The 19716-nt window shown below is 72.1% G+C and carries 17 protein-coding genes; 10 read left to right on the top strand and 7 right to left on the bottom strand.

Features of this window, described 5'->3' with window-relative positions:
* Positions 1-441: 441 nt before the first annotated feature.
* Positions 442-1149 carry a DsbA family oxidoreductase gene (locus tag ACQUS7_RS03925; protein WP_435144807.1) on the bottom strand — a complete coding sequence of 236 codons (708 nt, stop codon included), beginning with the start codon at positions 1147-1149 and terminating at the stop codon, positions 442-444.
* Positions 1150-1253: 104 nt separating this feature from the next.
* Here ACQUS7_RS03925 and ACQUS7_RS03920 point away from each other — a divergent pair, with 104 nt between their 5' ends.
* From ACQUS7_RS03920 to mutS, 3 genes are all read left to right on the top strand, one after another.
* Positions 1254-1664 (top strand): DUF7575 domain-containing protein, encoded by a 411-nt coding sequence (locus ACQUS7_RS03920; protein WP_435144804.1) that lies wholly within the window; start codon positions 1254-1256, stop codon positions 1662-1664.
* A gap of 135 nt (positions 1665-1799) precedes the next feature.
* On the top strand, positions 1800-2159 hold the full coding sequence (locus ACQUS7_RS03915; RefSeq protein ID WP_435144801.1) for a hypothetical protein: 360 nt from the start codon (positions 1800-1802) through the stop codon (positions 2157-2159).
* Positions 2160-2404: 245 nt separating this feature from the next.
* Positions 2405-5257: a DNA mismatch repair protein MutS gene (gene mutS, locus ACQUS7_RS03910; RefSeq protein WP_435144798.1), complete on the top strand. Its 2853-nt coding sequence runs from the start codon at positions 2405-2407 to the stop codon at positions 5255-5257.
* Between the two features lie 15 nt (positions 5258-5272).
* Here mutS and ACQUS7_RS03905 read toward each other — a convergent pair whose 3' ends face one another.
* Together ACQUS7_RS03905 and ACQUS7_RS03900 are read right to left on the bottom strand one after the other, a co-directional pair.
* Positions 5273-5938, bottom strand: a complete 666-nt coding sequence (locus tag ACQUS7_RS03905) for a LiaF transmembrane domain-containing protein (RefSeq protein WP_435127523.1) — start codon at positions 5936-5938, stop codon at positions 5273-5275.
* Positions 5939-6078: 140 nt separating this feature from the next.
* Positions 6079-7116, bottom strand: a complete 1038-nt coding sequence (locus tag ACQUS7_RS03900) for a TSUP family transporter (RefSeq protein ID WP_435144795.1) — start codon at positions 7114-7116, stop codon at positions 6079-6081.
* Positions 7117-7342: 226 nt separating this feature from the next.
* On the opposite strand from ACQUS7_RS03900, the gene mutL reads away from it, so the two are divergent.
* The 3 genes from mutL (at position 7343) to kdgK1 (ending at position 11606) form a co-directional block, all read left to right on the top strand.
* Positions 7343-9793: a DNA mismatch repair endonuclease MutL gene (gene mutL, locus ACQUS7_RS03895; protein ID WP_435144792.1), complete on the top strand. Its 2451-nt coding sequence runs from the start codon at positions 7343-7345 to the stop codon at positions 9791-9793.
* A 143-nt stretch (positions 9794-9936) separates the two neighbouring features.
* Complete coding sequence (locus ACQUS7_RS03890) at positions 9937-10488, top strand: type 1 glutamine amidotransferase domain-containing protein (protein WP_435127528.1); 552 nt, start codon at positions 9937-9939, stop codon at positions 10486-10488.
* A 158-nt stretch (positions 10489-10646) separates the two neighbouring features.
* Entirely contained in the window at positions 10647-11606 is a 960-nt protein-coding gene (kdgK1, locus tag ACQUS7_RS03885; protein ID WP_435127530.1) for a bifunctional 2-dehydro-3-deoxygluconokinase/2-dehydro-3-deoxygalactonokinase, read from the top strand.
* 51 nt (positions 11607-11657) lie between these two features.
* Here kdgK1 and ACQUS7_RS03880 read toward each other — a convergent pair whose 3' ends face one another.
* Positions 11658-12272: a J domain-containing protein gene (locus tag ACQUS7_RS03880; RefSeq protein WP_435127532.1), complete on the bottom strand. Its 615-nt coding sequence runs from the start codon at positions 12270-12272 to the stop codon at positions 11658-11660.
* Between the two features lie 121 nt (positions 12273-12393).
* Positions 12394-12657, bottom strand: coding sequence for an MTH865 family protein (locus ACQUS7_RS03875; protein WP_435127534.1), 264 nt, complete (start codon positions 12655-12657; stop codon positions 12394-12396).
* A gap of 191 nt (positions 12658-12848) precedes the next feature.
* Between ACQUS7_RS03875 and ACQUS7_RS03870 the strand changes: the two genes are divergently transcribed.
* Both ACQUS7_RS03870 and ACQUS7_RS03865 read left to right on the top strand, forming a co-directional pair.
* Complete coding sequence (locus ACQUS7_RS03870; RefSeq protein WP_435144786.1) at positions 12849-13907, top strand: M42 family metallopeptidase; 1059 nt, start codon at positions 12849-12851, stop codon at positions 13905-13907.
* Between the two features lie 104 nt (positions 13908-14011).
* Positions 14012-14596, top strand: a complete 585-nt coding sequence (locus tag ACQUS7_RS03865) for a plastocyanin/azurin family copper-binding protein (protein WP_435127537.1) — start codon at positions 14012-14014, stop codon at positions 14594-14596.
* Positions 14597-14688: 92 nt separating this feature from the next.
* On the opposite strand, the gene ACQUS7_RS03860 is transcribed toward ACQUS7_RS03865, so the two are convergent.
* Complete coding sequence (locus tag ACQUS7_RS03860; RefSeq protein ID WP_435144782.1) at positions 14689-15753, bottom strand: glycosyltransferase family 4 protein; 1065 nt, start codon at positions 15751-15753, stop codon at positions 14689-14691.
* 145 nt (positions 15754-15898) lie between these two features.
* Between ACQUS7_RS03860 and ACQUS7_RS03855 the strand changes: the two genes are divergently transcribed.
* Together ACQUS7_RS03855 and ACQUS7_RS03850 are read left to right on the top strand one after the other, a co-directional pair.
* Positions 15899-17770 (top strand): S9 family peptidase, encoded by a 1872-nt coding sequence (locus ACQUS7_RS03855; RefSeq protein WP_435144779.1) that lies wholly within the window; start codon positions 15899-15901, stop codon positions 17768-17770.
* Between the two features lie 107 nt (positions 17771-17877).
* Positions 17878-19164 carry a GAF domain-containing protein gene (locus tag ACQUS7_RS03850; protein WP_435127542.1) on the top strand — a complete coding sequence of 429 codons (1287 nt, stop codon included), beginning with the start codon at positions 17878-17880 and terminating at the stop codon, positions 19162-19164.
* A gap of 60 nt (positions 19165-19224) precedes the next feature.
* On the opposite strand, the gene ACQUS7_RS03845 is transcribed toward ACQUS7_RS03850, so the two are convergent.
* Positions 19225-19683, bottom strand: coding sequence for an RDD family protein (locus ACQUS7_RS03845; RefSeq protein ID WP_435144775.1), 459 nt, complete (start codon positions 19681-19683; stop codon positions 19225-19227).
* Positions 19684-19716 lie beyond the last annotated feature (33 nt).

Here is a 19716-nt window from a genome sequence, read left to right as displayed (position 1 = left end):
CTTCCCGGAATTCGGCACCTCACGGAACTTCGACGTCTGCGGCTCGGATTTCTGCTTCGACTCGGTTCACGCTGCCCATCCAGTTACTCGCGGGTCCGCTACCGAACAGTGTCGGCATCGGCTGCGCGGTCGAACGGTCGGCTGAAGTCGTGGACGGAACGGAGAAGCGTCGCTGCTGCTGAAAGACGTCGCTGCGGCTGAGAACACGGCGACTGCTCCGGGTCGACTCGGCGGTGCTCAGACGGCGATGCTGGCGAGCCCCAGCGCCGCGACCGCCGTCACCGCGAGCACGGCGGCGGTGGCGAGGCCGAGCCGGACGCGCTGACCGGTCTGTGCGCTCATGTCCGCCGCGTCACCGACGGGGTACAAGAACGCGTCGGCGAGAGTATCGAGACTGATACCGGTGCTGATGCCGGGGCTGATACCGGGGACGGTGCCCGGTCAGTGTTCGGCTTCGACGAGCCGCTCCAGGTGCTCCGGTGGGACGGCGCCGCGGGCGGCGTGTTCGCCGTACACGAACGTCGGGACGCCCGAGATGCCGAGCCGCTGGGCCTGCTGGAACTGCTGTTCGAGCTCCGCGCTGAGGCTCTCGTCGCCCATCGCGTCGCGCACCTCGTCGCCGTCGACGCCGACCGACTCCGCGAGCTCCGCGACGACGTCCGGCTGTTCGATGTCGCGGCCGTCGACCCAGTAGGCGTCGAGCACCGCGTCGTAAAACGACAGGAACGTCGCGCGGTCGTACGACTGCTTGACGTACAGCGCGGCCTGCTGGGTCGCCCACGAGTCCACGTCCGGCACCTCGTCGAGGCCGAGCATCTCGGCGCCGTACTGCGCCTTCAGCCGCTCGACGTTCTCGCGGACCTGCGCGAAGTACTCCTCGTCCTTCCCGTCGTCGACGTCGTCGCGAATCTCGCCGTCCGGGCCGCGCTTCTGGCTCCGGAGGTCGAAGAACCGCCACTCGACGTCCAGGTCCGCCTCGACCTCGGACACGTCGGCGACGCCGTCGTCGCTCGTCGCGTCGTCGCCGTCGGCCGCGCCGGCGGCGCGGTCCGCGAGGTACGTCCGGAGCGACGCCCGGCCGAGGTAGCAGAACGGGCAGACGAAGTCGGCGTACACCGCGAGCGTGTCGTCGGACTGCTGTGTGCTCATCGGGTCCTAGGCGGTGCTGCCGGCGGAAAAGGGTCGCGCCACCGGGCGCACCCGCCGGTTCGTGCGACCGACGGCTTTTTGCTGACCGACCGGTGGGAACTACCATGAACGAGACGCGCTCGCGGCTGCGGCCGTGGTTCGCCGCGCTGCTCGCGCTCACCGTCACCGGCCTCGGACACGCCTACCTCCGGCGCTGGCTCCGCGCGCTCGGCTGGTTCGCCGCGACGTACGCCGCCGTGCTGCTGTTCGTCCCCGACGCGGCGCTGGCGGCGATGGTCGGCGGCGACTCGGTCGACCTGTCGACGCTCGCCCCGCCGCTCGTCGTCGTGCTCTCGTCGGCCGTCGACGCGTTCGTGCTCGCCCGCGCCGACGAAACAGCCGCCGCTCGGCGAGCCGCGGACGACGGCGCACCGACCACGTGTCCGCACTGCGGCAACGACGTCGACCCGGAGCTGGACTTCTGTCACTGGTGTACGGCCGAACTGGACGGCGCCCGCGGCGGCGACGAACGCTGACGACGGACGGCGCCCGCGACGCTCGCGGCGGCCGCGGACTGGACCGGGACTGCGAACTACGGACTGCGGGATGCAGACCGGGCTGCGGGCGGTGGGCCGCTACGGTTTTCGGGGCGGCACGCGAACCGGCGAGACATGGCGCTGTTCGACGCTGTCGTCGTGTTCGTGGTGAGCGCGCTCGTCGGCGGCTTCGGCATCTTCGTCGGCGCGACGCTGCTCGCGGACGAACGGGGCTTCGAGCACGCCGTCTGGACCGCGCTCATCGGCGCGCTCGTCTGGACGGTCGCCGGGGCGCTCCTCGGCTGGATTCCGCTCGCAGGCCCCGTGTTGACGCTGCTCGCGTACCTCGGCGTCATCAAGTGGCGGTACCGCGGCGGCTGGATTACGGCGGCCGGCATCGCCCTCGTCGGCTGGGTCGCCGCGTCGCTCGCGCTCGCGCTGCTGTCGTGGCTCGGCCTCGTCGGCATCTCCGCGACCGGCATCCCGCTCCGGTGACGTCGCACCCGGCGGGGAGCGAAATCTAAAAGGCGGCGCGTCGCCGCCGTTTCACCGTCGCCGCGGCCACGGGGAACGGGTAGGGGCGTCTCCCGTGGAACGGGGCGACGTTGCTCGGAGGCGCGAACCGACCAGCCGCGGCGCCCGCCGGACGCGTCGCCGGCACCGGATTTACCGCGGCCGCTCGCCGCGTCCGCACTCGCTGAACCGCACCGTTTTAGGCGTCGACTCCCTCCGTTCACGGTATGTCGAACGAGCCGTCGGGCATCGTCGAGGAGTTCCTCGCGCTGAAGGCGGACACCGACGCCGAGGTCCTCGCGATGCAGTGCGGCGACTTCTACGAGTTCTTCGCCGACGACGCCGAACTGGTCGCGGACGAACTGGACCTGAAGGTGTCACAGAAGTCGAGCCACGGCTCGTCGTATCCGATGGCCGGCGTGCCGCTCGCCGAACTCACGCCGTACCTGAAGGCGCTGGTGGAGCGCGGCTACCGGGTCGCCGTCGCCGACCAGTACGAAACCGACGGCGGCGACCTGCGCCGCCGGGTCGAGCGCGTCGTCTCGCCGGGCACGGTCGTCGACCCGGACGACGCGGACGCCCGCTGGCTCTGCGCCGTCGAGTTCGGCGGCGGCCAGTACGGCGTCGCGTTCGCGGACGTCACCACCGGCCGGTTCCACGCGGCCGCCGTCGACGACGCCGCCGCGGTCCGCGCGGAACTCCACCGGTTCGCCCCCGTCGAAGTCCTGCCCGGGCCGGGCGTCCGCGGCGGCGGCACGGCCGCGAACGGCGACGACGACCTCATCGCGGCGGTCCGGGACGGCACCGACGCGCGGCTGACGCTGCACGACGCCGAGGCGTTCGCGCCGGGCCGCGCCCGGCACCGCCTCCGCGAGCAGTTCGGGGCGGAGACGCTGGACGCCGTCGGCCTCGACGCGGACGCCGCCGTCGGCGCGGCCGGCGCGGTGCTCCACTACGTCGACGAGACCGGCGCCGGCGTGCTCGCGTCGATGACGCGGCTCGGGACGCTCGACCCGGACGGCCGCGTCTCGCTCGACGCCACGACACAGCGCAACCTCGAACTGGTCGAGACGATGCAGGGCGGCCGCGACGGCACCCTGCTCGACACCGTCGACCACACCGAAACCGCCGCCGGGTCGCGGCTGCTCCGCGAGTGGATAACGCGGCCGGTCCGCGACCGCGACGAACTCGCGCGGCGGCACGACGCGGTCGAGGCGTTCGCGGCCGCGGCGCTCGCCCGGGACCGCCTGCTCGACGCGCTCGACGGCACCGCTGACCTCGAACGGCTCGCCGCTCGCGCGTCCAGCGGGAGCGCGGGGCCGCGCGACCTCGCCGCCGTCCGCGACGCGCTCGGCCGGCTCCCGGCGCTCGCCTCAGCCATCGACGGTACCGAACTCGCCGATTCCCCGGTCGCGGACGTGCTCGCCCGGCCCGACCAGTCGGCGGCGCGCCGCCTCCACGACGAACTCGACGCGGCGCTCGTCGACGAGCCGCCGGGCAGCGTCGGCGACGGCGGCGTCATCGCCCGCGGCTACGACGACGAACTCGACGAACTGGTCGCCGAGTACGAGGAGGCGAGCGAGTGGCTGGACACGCTCGCAGACCGCGTGAAGCGGCAGTACGGCCTCAGCCACGTCACCGTCGACCGCAACACCACCGACGGCTACTACGTCCAGGTCGGCCGGTCGGTCGCCGACGACGTCCCCGAGCACTTCCGCGAAATCAAGACGCTGAAGAACTCGAAGCGGTTCGTCACCGACGACCTGGAGGAGCGCGAACGCACCGTGCTCCGCCTCGAGGAGTCCCGCGGCGACCGCGAACGGGAACTGGTCGACGACCTCCGCGGCCGCGTCGCCGACGACGCGGAGCTGCTGCAGGACGTCGGCCGCACGCTCGCCGAACTCGACGCGCTGGCGTCGCTCGCCGAGCACGCCGCCGGCAACGACTGGGTCCGGCCGTCGTTCACCGACGGCGACGTCCTCGAAATCGACGCCGGCCGCCACCCGGTCGTCGAGCGCACCACCGACTTCGTCCCGAACGACCTCCGGCTGTCGCGCGACCGCGGCTTCCTCGTCGTCACCGGGCCGAACATGAGCGGGAAGTCGACGTACATGCGGCAGTGCGCCCTGATTTCGCTGCTCGCGCAGGCCGGGAGTTTCGTCCCGGCGGACGCCGCGACGCTGCCGCTCGTCGACGGCATCTACACCCGCGTCGGCGCGCTCGACGAGCTCGCGCAGGGCCGCTCGACGTTCATGGTCGAGATGCAGGAGCTGTCGAACATCCTGCACTCGGCGACGGCGGACTCGCTCGTCATCCTCGACGAGGTGGGGCGCGGCACCGCCACCTACGACGGCATCTCCATCGCGTGGGCCGCCACCGAGTACCTCCACAACGAGGTGCGCGCGAAGACGCTGTTCGCGACCCACTACCACGAACTCACGTCGCTCGCCGAGCACCTCCCGCGGGTCGCGAACGTCCACGTCGCCGTCGACGGCGACCCGGACTCCTCGCGCGCCGACGGGGAAGAATCGGGCGACGGCGACGACGTCACCTTCCTGCGCCGGGTCCGGGAGGGGCCGACCGACCGGAGTTACGGCGTCCACGTCGCGGACCTCGCCGGCGTCCCGGGGCCGGTCGTCGACCGCGCCGGCGAGGTGCTCGACCGGCTCCGCGCCGAGAAGGCAATCGAGGCCCGCGGCGCCGGCGGCGCCGGAGACGCAGACCACGCGGACGGCGAAGGCGGCGGCACGCGGACGCGGCAGGCCGTCTTCGACCTCTCGGCCGGCGAGTTCGTCGACGCCGACGCGGACGGCGACGCCGCGGCCGGCGACGCTGCGACCGCGACGACGGAGACGACGGGGACTGCGGAGCGGACGGACGCGGCGGAAACGACGGCGGCGACGGCACCGGAACCGGCTGCCGCGGAGTCCACCGACGGCGGCGACGGCTCGGTCGTCGACCCGGAGGCCGCGGCGGTGCTGGACGCGCTCCGCGACACCGACGTCGCCGAGACGCCGCCGGTGGAGCTGATGGCCAAGGTACAGGAGTGGCAAGAACAGCTGGAGGAGTCGGGTGAGTAGCGGTGCCGCGGCGGGTCAGTCGGTGAGACGGACGTCGCCGAAGATGGCGGCGCCGTCGAGCACCAGGTCCGGGTCGCCGGTCGGCCGGGCGCGCCGCATGTCGCGGACGCTGCCGAACACGGCCGTAGCGTCGGTGACGACGACCCAGTCCTCCGGGACGACGACTTCGGCGTCGCCGAAGACGGCGACGGCTTCGACGGCGGCCGGCGTCGGGATGTCGAGGCCGCGGAGGTCGAGCCGGGCGTCCTCGAAGACGGCGGTGACGCTGCTCGCGTCGCCGACGCGCCCGCCGGTGCCGACGACGACGTCCGAGCCGAAGCCCCGGCCGTGCCGGCGTCCCCGCAGCAGCGACGCGCCGAACAGCACGAGCAGGAGCGGCCAGAGCTGGCGGGCCTGCCCGCCGGTCAGCACGTCGAACTCGACGAGCAGCCAGCCCGCACCGACCAGCAGGGCCGCCCCGGGCCAGAACAGGTGTTCGGCGCGCTCGCTCACCAGCCGGTAGCCGCCGTACACGACGAGCGCCGCGGCGAGGAACACGTCGAAGCCGTCGACGGCGACCAGCCCGGTGGTGTCCGCGAGCAGCAGCACGCCGAGCGCGACGACGAGGCCGCCGAGAATCCGGTGCGTTCGCGGCCGCCGGGCCGCCGTGACCGCCGATGTGTCCGAGGATGTATCTGTCATGGTGTGCTCCGCGTGAGCCCCGCCGAACGGCTCACACACGTCTATTGACGCTCCGTCAGGGCTTAAACTGCGCCGTGACGGGTGCTCGCACGCTGCCGGCCACCGACCGGGGTTCGGCGGCGGCGCAAAACCGCTCGGCGTCAGTGGGCGGCGCCGCCGAGGAACAGCGTCCGCACGACGACGAACACGCCGACGAGGAAGTAGACGCCGATGAGCATCGCCATCACGGTGGTCTCCGACAGTCGGTTGTTGAGGTAGGCGCCGGCCTGCCCGCCGAACAGGCAGCCGGTGGCGACGAAGATGCCGACGCCGAACGGGACCGTGAAGCCTTCGCCGGTGACGGAGGGCGCGAACCGGAGGAGCGCGACGTTCGACAGCAGCGCGGCGACGATGGTGACGTGCAGCACCAGCGCGCTCGTCCCGGTGGACAGCTTGAGCGGGACGCGGCGGCGGAGCGCCAGCATCGACTGGGTCAGTTCGCCGACCGCGATGCCGACGAGGCCGGCGAGCGTCCCGCCGAGCAGCGTGACGAGGAAGTCGGGGAGTTCGAGGTGGAACTCGGTCGGCTCGTCGCCGTCGCCCATCACCGCGTTCCCCGTCGGGCGTTCGTCGGGCGAGGCGGCCGCGCCGCCCATGTGCGCGCTCGGCGGGGTCTCCTCGGCGCTGTGCGTGTCGGTCATGACGCGGGTCCGCGGCTCGTACTCGTCTTCGAGCACGGCGAGCAGCGGCAGTTCGGGCTTCTCGGCGACCGCGTCGACGAGCGACGGGCCGTGTTCGTGCGCCTCGTACAGCACGACCGCGAGCACGACGAGCAGCACCCCGAACCCGACCATCAGGACGTCGCCGGGGACGAAGTACGAGCCGGCGCGGGCGACGACGGCGACCGGCACCGTGACCGCCAGCAGCTTCGCGGCGATGTTGAAGTCGATCTGGTGGCGGTACCAGTACGCCAGCACCGACGACGAGTAGCCGAACAGTTCGACGAACAGCGCCAGGCCGATGGCGGCGTTGATTTCGAGGGCCGGGAACCCGGGGACGAGCGCCGGGAACACGAACAGGAACGCGGGCGTGAACAGCACCGCAGCCTCCATCGCGAACGTGTTCACGGTCGTCGCGATGACGAAGCCGAGCAGGACGAGCGTGAGCAGTCCGACGGGCGGAATGCCGGTGCCGAACATCAGTGAACGCCTCCGCACGCGCTGGTGCCTGGGCCGGTCGCTGCCGAGTCGGCGTCGACGGGTGGGGTCCGGGTCACTGTTGGTGCCCGTCTTGGGTGGCTTGAGACTCATAAATCCTGCCGCAGCGACGCTCTATGACACAATTTGTCATGGTCGTTCCGTAGACAGGTCGGCGCCGCGAGCGCGAACACGGGATTGATACGCGCCGGCCGCCACACCTCCGTCAATGTCCGACGAGATCCGCGCGCTCGACGACCGCACCGTCCGCGAAATCGCGGCGGGCGAGGTCGTCGAACGCCCCGCGTCCGTCGTGAAGGAGCTCGTCGAGAACGCGCTCGACGCCGGCGCGTCCCGCGTCGCCGTCGCGGTCGACCGCGGCGGCATCGACGGCGTCCGCGTCCGCGACGACGGCCGCGGCATGCCACCCGAACAGCTCCCGAAGGCCGTCGCGAAACACGCCACCAGCAAGCTCGACGGCATCGACGACCTGGACGCCGGCGTCGGCACGCTCGGCTTCCGCGGCGAGGCGCTGCACACCGTCGGCGCCGTCTCCGAACTCACGGTGCGCTCCCGCCCCGCGGACGCCGACGCCGGCGCGGAACTCACGGTGACCCACGGCGACGTCGGCGACGTCGAGCCCGCGGGCTGCCCGACCGGCACCGTCGTCGAGGTCCGCGACCTGTTCGGCGAGACGCCGGCGCGCCGCAAGTTCCTGAAGTCGCCGGCGACGGAGTTCTCCCGCATCAACGGCGTCGTCTCGGCGTACGCGCTCGCGAACCCGGACGTCGCCGTGTCGCTGGAGCACGACGGCCGCGAGGTGTTCGCGTCGAACGGCGACGGCGACCGCCGCTCCGCCGTGCTCGCCGTCTACGGTCGCGAAGTCGCCGAATCCATGGTCGACGTCGACGCCACCACCGAATCGCTCGGCGTGGACAGCGCCCGCGACGGCGACGTCGCCGTCACCGGACTGACGTCGCACCCGGAGACGACCCGGGCGGGCCGGGAGTACCTGACGACGTTCGTGAACGGCCGGTGGGTCCGTGACGCCGGGCTGCGCTCGGCGGTCGTCGACGCCTACGGCGGCCAGCTCGCCCCGGACCGCTACCCGTTCGCGGTGCTGTTCGTCGACGTGCCGCCCGCCGCCGTCGACGTGAACGTCCACCCGCGGAAGACCGAGGTGCGGTTCGACGACGACGCCGCGGTCGCCGAGACGGTCGAGGCGGCCGTCCGGGAGGCGCTGCTGACGCACGGGCTGATTCGCCGCTCGGCGCCCCGCGGCCGCTCCGCGCCGGACGAGGCCACCGTCGACCCCGAAGTCGCCGGCGGCGCGGGACACGGCGACTCGACGGAGAACGCTGCGGAGACGGACGACGGCGCGGGAGCCGACTCCGAGGCTGCGGCGGCGTCCGACACGACGCGCTCGGTGCTTGACGCCTGGGGCGACTCGGCGGCCGACGACGGCGACGAGGACGCCGAAATCGACGGCGACGCCGACGAAAGCGACGCCGACGGGGTCGACTCCGGCGGGGTCGACGCTGGCGAACACGACGCTGACGGAACCGACGACGACGACCCGGCTGACTCGGCCGCCGGCGGAACCGGACCGGCTGGCTCGGCAGTCGACGCCGCCGGTCACGAATCGGTCGGCGACAGCGGCGCCGACACCGCCGAACCGGACCGGCCGACGGACCACCCGCCGCGGCAGCCGAGCCACGACGACGCGTGGACTGACAGGCCGTCGCCGCGCGGCTGGCAGTCCCCCGACGCGGACGCCGGAGACGCCGCGGAAACTGCAGGCGCTACTGAGGCTGCGGACGCCGGGAACGCCGCAGACGCCGCAGACGCCGCGGACGCCGACTCAGCCGCCGGCGGTTCCGAGCCCGCCGCGAACGAGGGCGGCGCCGGCGCCGAGCGGAACTGGGGCGCGCCGACGCAGGCGACGCTCGGCGGCGGCACGACGGACGAGCGAACGCAGTACGAGTCGCTGCCGTCGATGCGCGTGCTCGGTCAGTACGACGACACCTACCTCGTCTGCGAGACGGACGAGGGGCTGGTGCTGGTCGACCAGCACGCGGCCGACGAGCGCGTGAACTACGAGCGGCTCCGGGCGGCGGCGCGGGAGTCGTCGCCGTCGCAGACGCTCGCGTCGCCCGTGACGGTCGCGTTGACGGCGCGGGAGGCCGAACTGTTCGAGACGTTCCGCGACGCGCTCGTCGAACTCGGCTTCCGCGCCGAGCGCGCCGACCCGGCTGGCAACGCGGACGGCAACGCGGACGGCGACGCCGACGGCGGCCGCGGCGAGGGGCAGAGCGGTGACGGCGCCGCCGACCGCGCGGTCGAAGTCACGGCGGTGCCGGCCGTGTTCGACGCGACGCTCGACCCGGCGCTGCTCCGCGACGTGCTCGGCGCGTTCGCGGCGGACGTCGACGCCGGCGACCGCACCGTCGCGGAGGTGGCGGACGCGCTGCTCGCCGACCTCGCGTGCTACCCGTCCGTCACCGGGAACACGTCGCTGACGGAGGGCTCCGTCGCGGACCTGCTCGACGCGCTCGACGACTGCGAGAACCCGTACGCCTGCCCGCACGGCCGCCCCGTCGTCGTCGCGTTCGGCCGCGACGAAATCGAAGACCGGTTCGAGCGCGACTACCCCGGCCACGCCGGGCGGCGCGCCGAGTGACTCCATTCTTTTCGTTTCGACACCTCGGAACTTTCGAACGAACCGTTGGATTTTACCGCCTGCGGCCCCAGACTCCCTGCTGAGCCGCGGACGGGGGGCGACGGCCTCGTCCGCGGCGGCTCGAACCGACCGAGGTGAGACTGATGAACGGACTCATCGTCACCACCGACGGTTTCGAGGACAGCGAGTTCAGCTACCCGTACTACCGCCTCCGCGAGGAGGGGTTCGACGTACAGGTCGCGACGCCGGACGGCGACGCGGCCGAGGGCGAACACGGCTACGAGTTCGACGCCGACATCGACCTCTCGGCGCGGGACCCCGACGCGCTCGCCGAGGAGTTCGACCTGCTCGTCGTCCCCGGCGGCCGCGCGCCCGAACGACTCCGGACCGAGTCGCCGCGCGCCGCCGACGTCGTCGCCGCCTTCGACGAGCGCGAAAAGCCCGTCGGCGCCATCTGTCACGGCGCCCAGTTGCTCATCAGCGCCGACGCCATCGACGGCCGCGACGTCACCGGCTACTGGACGCTCGAAGTCGACGTCGAGAACGCCGGCGCGACCTACGTCGACGAGCCGGTCGTCACCGACGGCAACCTCGTCACCTCGCGGGTGCCCGACGACCTCCCGGCGTTCACGCGCGCCCTGTTCGAGCGGGCCGAACCCGACGCCGACGCCGCAGAGCGCGCGACCGCCGACTGAGCCGGCACTGAACCCCAGTCGCGCAGGACCGCACTCCGCCGCGAGGCGGCACACCGGCCAGCCCCGTCGGTGTCGGCGTTGCCGTCGGCGTTCGGCGGGCCGTTCGGCGCCGGCGGCTTCCCCCGCGTTTCTTGTACGGCGCCGGCGACCCACGCACCATGACCGACATCGCGACGTTCGGGGAGACGATGCTCCGGCTCTCCCCGCCCGAGGGGACCCGGCTGGAGACCGCCCGCGAACTCGACGCCCGCATCGGCGGCGCCGAGAGCAACGTCGCCGTCGCGGCCGCCTCGCTCGGCCTCGACGCGGCGTGGCTGTCGAAGCTTCCGGACTCGCCGCTCGGCCGCCGCGTCACCCGCGACCTCCACAGCCACGGCGTCACCACCGACGTCGCGTGGGACGACGCCGACGACGCAAGGCTCGGCACGTACTACCTCGAACAGGGCGGCGAACCGCGCGGCACCGACGTCGTCTACGACCGCGCCGACGCCGCCATCACCACCGTCTCAGCCGACGAACTCCCGTCGGCGTCGCTCGCCGACGCGGACTACTTCTACACCAGCGGCATCACGCCGGCGCTGTCCGACGCCGCCGAGGACGCGACCGCCGACCTGCTCGACGCCGCCCGGTCCGCCGGCGCGACGACGGCGATGGACCTGAACTACCGGTCGAAGCTGTGGACCCCCGACGAGGCCGCGGCGGCCTGCGAACGGCTGTTCCCGTCCGTCGACGTGCTCGTCGTCGCCGAACGCGACGCCGCCGAGGTGCTCGACCGCGACGGCGACGCCGTCGAGGTCGCACACGGACTCGCGACCGACCACGGCTTCGAGACGGTCGTCCTCACCCGCGGCGCCCGCGGCGCGCTCGCGCTGCACGCCGGCGAAGTCCACGAACAGCCCGCATACGACGCCGACACGCTCGACCCGATCGGCACCGGCGACGCGTTCGTCGGCGGCTTCCTCGCGAAGCGCTGCCGCGGCGGTACCGTCCCGGAGTCGCTCGAGTGGGGCGCCGCGACCGCCGCGCTGAAGCGGACGCTGAGCGGCGACCTCGTCGTCGTCACCCCCGAGGAAGTCGAGGCGGTCGTCAGTGAGCGCGCCGGCGGTATCTCCCGGTAGCCCGGACCGACCGCTGCCCGCGCGCCGACCGCGAAAAGCAGCCGCCTGGACTCACTCACGCTCGACGTGGTTCTGCGCGGTCGCGTATGCCTCCCTCACCGCCGTGAACGCCTCGCGGCTCCCGCCCTGGTCCGGGTGGACCTCCTTCACCTTCTCGCGGTAGGCGCGCTCGACCGCGTCGCCGTCGGCCGTCGACGGAAGCCCGAGCGTCTCGAACGCCGACCGCACCGGGTCCGTCGCCTCCGGCGGGCCGAGGTGGACGTCCGGGACGTCGAACGGCAGCCGACGGCCGAGCTGGTGGCCCGGCATCTCGTGTTCACACAGCACGACGGACAGCGCGCCGTCGCGGTCGGCGTTCCTGAGCCGGAAGTACGCCTGCGCGTCGAACGTGATGGCGACGTCGCGGTCGGGGAGGTAGAAGGCGACCTCGTGGCCGTCGAGGTCGTACCGCTCGACGTACCGCTCGTCGATGCGGCGGAGGTAGTCGCGAATCTCGGCGCGGCGCCGCGTCGACCCGTCGCCGCACGTCGCGGACGCGGCCGCCGGCCCCGGCAGCCAGCGCACCGCGGCCGCGAAGACGACGGCGAGGGCGACCGACGCCGCGACGCCGAGGCCGACGCCGTCGACCAGCCACCGCGGCGTCGTCGCCAGCCACTGCTCGAACACGGTCGTCGTTGGCGGCAGCGGGGCTTGAATCCCTCGCCGCCGGCGACGTTCTAGCGACTGACGGAGCGGCCGCTCCGCGGGAAGCGGCGGGCCGAAGAAGGCGGTTGGCGCGTCGCCGCCGTCAGATCATCCCTTCCGCCTTCAGCCCCTCGATGACGTCGTCGACGAGGCTCTCGGCGTCCTCGTACGGGAACTCCTGGTGGGAGCCGAGCTTCGCCGCCATCTCCATCGCCGTGAACGACGTGTCGCCGGCCTCGAACTTCGTGCCGGGGCCGTTCGGCAGCGCCGGCACGAGGTCCATCTGGTTCGACACCGGGAAGTCGGCGCCGCCGAACGCGTCCATCAGCTGCGAGCGAAGCTCGGCTTCCACGTCTTCGTCTGTCATACCCGGTACGCCGGCCGAGACCCGCAAAAGCGTTCCGGAACAACACCAAACTCGGTGTGAGTTGTCGGTCGGACGGACGGCGCGACGTCGCGTCCGCGCTCCGGTCGTGTCGACGCCGACGCGGACGCACCGAGCCGGCGAACGGGACCGGAACGCCGGGGTTTCTTCTCCGCGGCGACGGACGGGCCGGTATGGTACGCGAACTCGACTTCGACTTCCACCTGCTGCGCGAACTGACAGAGGAGAGCGGCGTCCCCGGCTACGAGGGCCGCATCCGCGACCTCGTCCGCCGCGAGTTCGCCGACCACACCGACGAGGTGCGGACGGACGCGATGGGGAACGTCGTCGGCACCGTCGAGGGCGACTCGGACTACTCGGTCGCCGTCGCCGCGCACATGGACGAAATCGGCTTCATGGTGAAACACGTCACCGACGACGGCTTCCTGAAAGTCGACGCGCTCGGCGGCTGGGACGCCCGCGTCCTCCGCGCCCAGCGCGTCCGCGTCCACGCCGAAAACGGCGACCTCACAGGCGTCATCGGCTCGCTGCCGCCGCACACGCTCAGCGACGAGGAGCGCGAATCCGCCGAGGAGGTCGAAGACGTCGTCATCGACGTCGGCCGCGACGCCGAGGCGGTCGAGGAACTCGTCTCCGTCGGCGACCTCGTCACGATGGAGCAGACGACGGTGCAGATGGGCGACGCCGTCACCGGGAAGGCGCTCGACGACCGCGTCTGCCTGTTCGCGATGCTCGAAGCCGCAAAGCAGGTCGTCGACCCCGACGTCACCGTCCACTTCTGCGCCACCGTCCAGGAGGAGGTCGGCCTCCGCGGCGCGGAGGCGCTCGGCGTCGACATCGACCCGGACCTCGCCGTCGCGCTCGACGTCACCGTCGCCAGCGACGTCCCCGGCGTCGACGACGACAAGCAGGTGACGCGGCTCGGCGACGGCACCGCCATCAAACTCAAAGACTCGTCGGTCATCACGAACCCGAAGGTCCACCGCCGCATCCGCGACGTCGCCGAGGAGCACGACATCGACCACCAGCTCGAAGTGCTGCCCGCCGGCGGCACCGACACCGCCGGCTTCCAGAACTCCAACGGCGCGAAGCCCGTCGGTGCCATCTCGATTCCGACGCGGTACCTCCACACCGTCACCGAGACCGCGAACGTCGACGACGTCGCCGCGACCATCGACCTGCTCTCGGCGTTCCTCGAATCCGAAACCGGCGAGAACGACTACACGCTGTAGGCGGCCAGAGCAGGCCGGGTCGGCGGCGGGGATTCGCTCCGCGCGCCGAATCGCGGTCGGCCTGAACCGACGGATTCACTTTGGGGAGGCGCGAACCCGGAGACATGAGCGAGCGAACGAGCCGCCGGAACTTCATCCGGGGGGCGGCCGGTGCAGTGGCGCTGGGCGCCGGCGCGGGAACGGCGGCTGCACAGGAAGGGACCGGAACGAGCAGCGGCGGATCGGGCGGCGGCACCGCGACCGTCGCCGTCGGCCCGAACGGCGACTTCGTGTTCAAGCCGGGGACCGACAAGCCGCTGTACATCACGCCCGGGACCACCGTGAAGTTCGTCTGGGAGTCCGACAACCACAACGTCGTCGTCGAGAGTCAGCCGTCCGGAGCGAACTGGGAGGGGACGCCCGGCGGCGAGTCGAAGACGTACAACACCGGCTACACGTACACCCACACGTTCGACACGCTCGGTACGTACCAGTACTACTGCAGCCCGCACCGCGCGCAGGGCATGACCGGCACCATCGAGGTCGTCGAGTCCACGCCGACGCCGACGCCGGTGCCGCAGGGGCCGCCCGAGGTGCCCGACTCCGCCAAGAGCCTCGGCATCGCGTCGTTCATCGCGATGTGTGCGACGCTCGGACTGGCGTTCATCTTCACGAAGTACGGCGGCGACTACGAACCGCCCGAGGAGTAGCCGCACCGCCGCGTCAGCCCGACTCCTCGTCCGCCGTCCGTTCGCGTCTTCCTCTCCCGTTCCGTCTCCGCTTTCCGCCGCAGCGTCGCGGCTCAGAACAGCCCGTAGCTGTCGACGAGGTCGCGGTACAGCGTCACGTACTCGTCGAGGATTTCGTCGTGGTCGAAGCCGGCGAACTCCTCGTCGACGTGCTTCGTCGGGAGGTCGCCGCAGGCGACAATTTCGTCGGCGAGTTCCTGCGGGCTGGTGACGCGTCGGCCGCGGTCGAGCCCCTCGACGAGTTCGTGCGCCGACGACCCGGCCTGGTACTCGACGATGCCGACGCAGCCGCACGCGAGCGCCCACAGCAGCTCCGTCGCGAACGGCTCGTACGTCGCGGTCTGCGCGAACGCGTGCGCGCCCTTGAGCACCGGGACGAACTCCGCGGGCGGCAGTTCGCCGAGGAACGTCACGCGGTCGTCGATGCGGAGGTCGCGGGCGGTCTGTTCGGCGGCGTCGCGCGCCGGGCCGTCGCCGACCACGGCGGCCGACCAGTCGCGGTCGCGGAGTTCCGCGAGCGCCAGCAGGAACGTCTCGACGTTCGCGTGCTCGTCCAGCCGGCGCGCCCACACCGCGTCGAACCGGTCGTCGACCGCGGCGTCACGCACCAGGTCGAAGTCGATACTCTCGGGGACGACGACGACGTCGTCGCCGCTGGCGCCGTGCTCGCGCACCTCGGTTTTCACGGTTTCCGACGGCGTCGTCACGGCGTCCGGCTTCCGCGCCGCCTTCCGGTAGCGCTTCTCTGAGCCGAACGCCTCGTCGGTCTCCCACCAGTCGACGACGACCGGGACGCGCAGCAGCCGCGCCGCGGTTTTCGCGGTCGTCGCGTGGCTCGGCGGGACGTTGACGGCGTGGACGACGTCGGGCTTCGCGGCCCGGAGCCGGAACGGCAGTTTCGCGCGGAACGTCTCCGTCGCCGGCGCCTGCGTCACCGCGAGATACCGGATGCCGTCGCGTTCGAACTCCGGAATCGCGGTGCCGCCCCACCACTGCGCACACAGCCACGTCACCTTGTGGCCGCGCGCCGCGAGGTGCTTCGCGACCCGTTCGGCGCGCCGCACCGCCGGCGTGTCACGGTGGTCGGACGTGAACATCGAGACGAACGCGACACGCATCTCTACGCCGACGTTGACTCCGCTCTACAAAAAGCCGGGTGATACTCGCGGCCGCCCTTCGGCGCCGTCGACCACGACCCGTCCCCGACGGCACCGCTCGGCCGACCCGAACGCTTTCCGCCCGGCCGCGGGTACACCGAACCGAATGACCTCCGACGGCTACGACATCGAGCGGTACCTGAACGTCCGGTCGGCCCACTCGCTGGACTTCGCGCCGGACGGCACGCTGGCGTTCCTGCTGGACACGACCGGGACGCCGCAGGTGTGGACGGTGGACGAACCCGGCGGCTGGCCCGAACAGCACACCTTCTTCGACGAGCGCGTCACGTTCGTCGACTGGTCCCCCGAGCGTCGCGAACTCGCGTTCGGCATGGACGAGGGCGGCAACGAGCGCCAGCAGCTCTACCGGCTCACGCCGTCGACGGGCCGCATCACGGAGTGGACCGCGACGCCGGCCGCCAAGCACCGCTGGGGCGGCTGGACGAGCGACGGCGACCGGTTCGCGTTCGCGTCGAACCGCCGCGACGAGTCCGTGTTCGACCTGTACGTGCAGGGCCGCGACGAGACCGGCGACGACGCCGAACTCGTCCACGAGGGCGACGGCTGGCTGTCGCTCGCCGGCTGGTCGCCCGGCGACGACCGGCTGCTCGTCCACGAGGCGCACGCCAGCTTCGACCACGACCTGTACGTCTTCCACGTCGACGACGGCGAACTCGAACACCTCACCGGCGGCAGCGTCGACACCCGCTTTCAGAGCCCGGAGTGGGGGCCGGACGGCGAGAACGTCTACGTCTGCACCGACGCCGACGCGGACACGCTCCGGCTCGAACGCCTCGACCTCGCGACCGGTGAGCGCGCCGTCGTCGAAACCGGCGGCGACTGGAACCTCGACGGCGTCACCGTCGACGCCGACTCCCGCCGCGTCGTCTACTCGCGGAACGTCGACGGCTACACCGAACTCATGGCCGGCGAATTCACCGCGCCCGGCCGCATCGACCCGTTCGGCGAACCGTCGCTCCCCGGCGGCGTCGCCGGCGGCGTCAGTTTCGGCGCGGACGGCGACCGGTACGCCGTCACCGTCTCCGGGAGCACCGTGAACACGAACGGCTTCGTCGCCGACGTCACGTCCGGCGACGCCGAGCAGTGGACGTTCGCGTCCACCGCCGGCATCCCGCGGGACAGCTTCGTCGAACCCGAACTCGTCCACTACCCGACGTTCGACGACCGCGACATCCCGGCGTTCTTCACGCTCCCGGACGCCGCGAGCGCCCCGGCGGACCACGACGCCGGCGGCGACGCGGCGGACGACTCCTCGGCGCGCGACTCGACAGAGGACGGCGGCGTCCCGGTCGTCGTCGACATCCACGGCGGCCCGGAGTCCCAGCGCCGCCCGTCGTTCCACCCGGTGAAGCAGTTCCTGGTGAGCCACGGCTACGGCGTGTTCGAGCCGAACGTCCGCGGGTCGTCCGGCTACGGGAAGGCGTACAGCCACCTCGACGACGTCGAAAACCGGATGGACTCGGTCGCGGACGTGAACGCCGGCGTGGAGTGGCTCGACGAGCACCCGGCGGTCGACTCCGACCGCGTCGTCGCGATGGGCGGGAGCTACGGCGGCTTCATGGTGCTCGCCGCGATGACCGAGTACCCCGACCTGTGGGCGGCCGGCGTCGACATCGTCGGCATCGCGAACTTCGTCACGTTCCTCGAAAACACCGGCGACTGGCGCCGCGAACTCCGCGAGGCCGAGTACGGCAGCCTCGAACACGACCGCGAGTTCCTCGAGTCCATCTCGCCCATCAACCACGTCGACGCCATCGACGCGCCGCTGTTCGTGCTCCACGGCGCCAACGACCCGCGCGTCCCGGTCGGCGAGGCCGAACAGATCGTCGAGGAGGCCAGCAAACACGTCCCGACACGGAAGCTCGTCTTCGACGACGAGGGACACGGCTTCTCCAAGCGCGAGAACCGCATCGAGGCGTACCGCGCGGTCGTCGACTTCCTCGACGAGCACGTGTAGCCCGACCCGGGGCGGACGCCTCCCGGCCGCAGCACCGTGTCGCGTGCCACCGAACGCCGCCGCTGCCGAATGGTTTAAGCCCGGACGATTGCTGGATAAACACGATAATGACAGTGCTGGAGGGAGTACGCGTCCTCGTCGTCGCGCCCGACTCGCTGGAGGAGGCGCGGCAGGTCGCGGACGCCCTCGCGGCCGAACTCGGCGTCGACGCCGTGCCGCGCGGCGCGGCGACCGCCGAGGAGTACCTCCGCGAGTTCGGCCCCCTCACGGACTGCGTCGTCGCGCTCTCGGGCGACACCGCGGGGCTCGCCGACTCCGTCACCGAGACGCCGCTGGTCGTCTACGGCGAGGACTTCCCGGAGTCGACCGTCGACAGCGTCGTCTCGCCCGACTGTGGCGTCGACGCGCTCGCCGACCAGGTCGCAGACAGCGTCGGCCGCGCCCGGAAACGCGACCGGCTCACCGAGGCGAACGCGAAGCTCACCGCGCTGAACACGTACACCCGCGAAATCACGGGCTGTGAGACCGTCGAGGAGATCGGCGACGAGATCGTCGCCGCCGTCACCGAGGCGCTCGCCTACGGCCGCTGCGTGCTCGGCTGGGTCGACGGCGACCAGATCGTCCCGTACGGCGACACCCTCCCGAACGAGGAGGAGCACCGCTTCACCGTCGACGACGGCCTCGCGGGCCGCACCTACCGGACCGGGGAGTCGCAGGTCGTCGACGACTACCAGTCCAGCCCCCTGCGGATGCGCGACGACGACTCGATTCGGTCGGTCGTCAGCGTCCCCATCGGCGACCACGGCGTCATCCAGATCACGGCCGGGACGGTCGGCGCGTTCGACGAGCGCGACGCGGAGTTCCTCGAAATCGTCGCCTCCCACGCCGCCGAGGCGTTCTCGCGGCTCCAGCGGGAATCGGAGCTCCGGACGGAACGCGACCGGCTGCACGTCTTCTTCGAGGGGCTGCCGGCGCCGACGGTGTACGTCGAAGCGACCGCCGACCGCGACGCCGCCGGCGGCGCGGACGCCGAGGAGACCACCGACGGCGGCGCGGACGTGACCGGGAGCGGCGCCGGCGACGCGGCGGTCGACGCGGAGCGGAACGGAGGCGCCGCCTGCGAACCGGTGGTCAGCGAAGTCAACGCCGCCTACGAGGCCGCCTTCGGCGACGGCGCGGTCGGCCGGCGCGTCGACGAGGCGTTCCCGACCGCCGTCGAGCGCGCGCTGTTCGGCGACCGGCTCGACGCGACCGAGACGGTCACGGAGTCGGTTCGGCGCGACACGGCCGAGGCGGCGGACGTGGAGTTGACGGTGACGCTCGTGCCGGTGCGGACGCCCGGCGTCGACGCCGCGGCGTTCGGCGTCTACGTCGCGGACGTCACGCTGCCGTGAGACGCGAAAATCGGGTGGCTGCGCGGCGGTGCTGCGCCGAGTCGGCTGCGGGCCGCCGGCTCACTCCGTCTTGACGACGACGGTGTCGGCGACCAGGTCGCCGATGCGCTGGTGGTCGTCGGTGAGGAAGATGAGGATGAGGCCGACGAGGTACGGGACGAGGATGCCGAGCTGGTCGACGATGCGGAGGATGTTGCGGACCGCGGCGGCGCCGAAGTCGCAGTCGGAGCCGTCCTCTTTCACGACCACGATGTCGAGCAGCTGCTTGCCGAACGTCTGGCCGCGGTCGCCTTCGAGGTAGATGAAGTAGCCGTACTGGAGGACGATGAACAGCGGCGCGAGCAGCAGCACCGCGCCGGCGGCGCCCTCTTCGCCGCCGAGGCCGGCGCCGAGCGCGCCGAACACCAGCAGCAGGACGAACGAGACGACGCCTATGAGGACGCTGTCGATGATGAACGCGAGGATTCGCGCGCCGATGACGTCTCCGTGGGTCTCCATTCGCGGAGTCGGTCGAACCATGGCCGTCCCGTCACCCGATTAATATAAAAGCCC

The sequence above is a fragment of the Halobaculum sp. P14 genome, assembly GCF_051195155.1.
Taxonomy (GTDB): Archaea; Halobacteriota; Halobacteria; order Halobacteriales; family Haloferacaceae; genus JBNTKA01.
This window is presented reverse-complemented; position numbering and strand designations above follow the sequence as displayed.

Coding starts and splice junctions, on each gene's coding strand:
- ACQUS7_RS03890 (WP_435127528.1), top strand. CDS start 9,937: ATGAACGGACTCATCGTCACCACCGACGGTTTCGAGGACAGCGAGTTC.
- ACQUS7_RS03870 (WP_435144786.1), top strand. CDS start 12,849: ATGGTACGCGAACTCGACTTCGACTTCCACCTGCTGCGCGAACTGACA.
- ACQUS7_RS03845 (WP_435144775.1), bottom strand. CDS start 19,683: ATGGTTCGACCGACTCCGCGAATGGAGACCCACGGAGACGTCATCGGC.
- mutS (WP_435144798.1), top strand. CDS start 2,405: ATGTCGAACGAGCCGTCGGGCATCGTCGAGGAGTTCCTCGCGCTGAAG.
- ACQUS7_RS03850 (WP_435127542.1), top strand. CDS start 17,878: ATGACAGTGCTGGAGGGAGTACGCGTCCTCGTCGTCGCGCCCGACTCG.
- ACQUS7_RS03925 (WP_435144807.1), bottom strand. CDS start 1,149: ATGAGCACACAGCAGTCCGACGACACGCTCGCGGTGTACGCCGACTTC.
- kdgK1 (WP_435127530.1), top strand. CDS start 10,647: ATGACCGACATCGCGACGTTCGGGGAGACGATGCTCCGGCTCTCCCCG.
- ACQUS7_RS03920 (WP_435144804.1), top strand. CDS start 1,254: ATGAACGAGACGCGCTCGCGGCTGCGGCCGTGGTTCGCCGCGCTGCTC.
- ACQUS7_RS03855 (WP_435144779.1), top strand. CDS start 15,899: ATGACCTCCGACGGCTACGACATCGAGCGGTACCTGAACGTCCGGTCG.
- ACQUS7_RS03900 (WP_435144795.1), bottom strand. CDS start 7,116: ATGTTCGGCACCGGCATTCCGCCCGTCGGACTGCTCACGCTCGTCCTG.
- ACQUS7_RS03860 (WP_435144782.1), bottom strand. CDS start 15,753: ATGCGTGTCGCGTTCGTCTCGATGTTCACGTCCGACCACCGTGACACG.
- mutL (WP_435144792.1), top strand. CDS start 7,343: ATGTCCGACGAGATCCGCGCGCTCGACGACCGCACCGTCCGCGAAATC.
- ACQUS7_RS03865 (WP_435127537.1), top strand. CDS start 14,012: ATGAGCGAGCGAACGAGCCGCCGGAACTTCATCCGGGGGGCGGCCGGT.
- ACQUS7_RS03905 (WP_435127523.1), bottom strand. CDS start 5,938: ATGACAGATACATCCTCGGACACATCGGCGGTCACGGCGGCCCGGCGG.
- ACQUS7_RS03875 (WP_435127534.1), bottom strand. CDS start 12,657: ATGACAGACGAAGACGTGGAAGCCGAGCTTCGCTCGCAGCTGATGGAC.
- ACQUS7_RS03915 (WP_435144801.1), top strand. CDS start 1,800: ATGGCGCTGTTCGACGCTGTCGTCGTGTTCGTGGTGAGCGCGCTCGTC.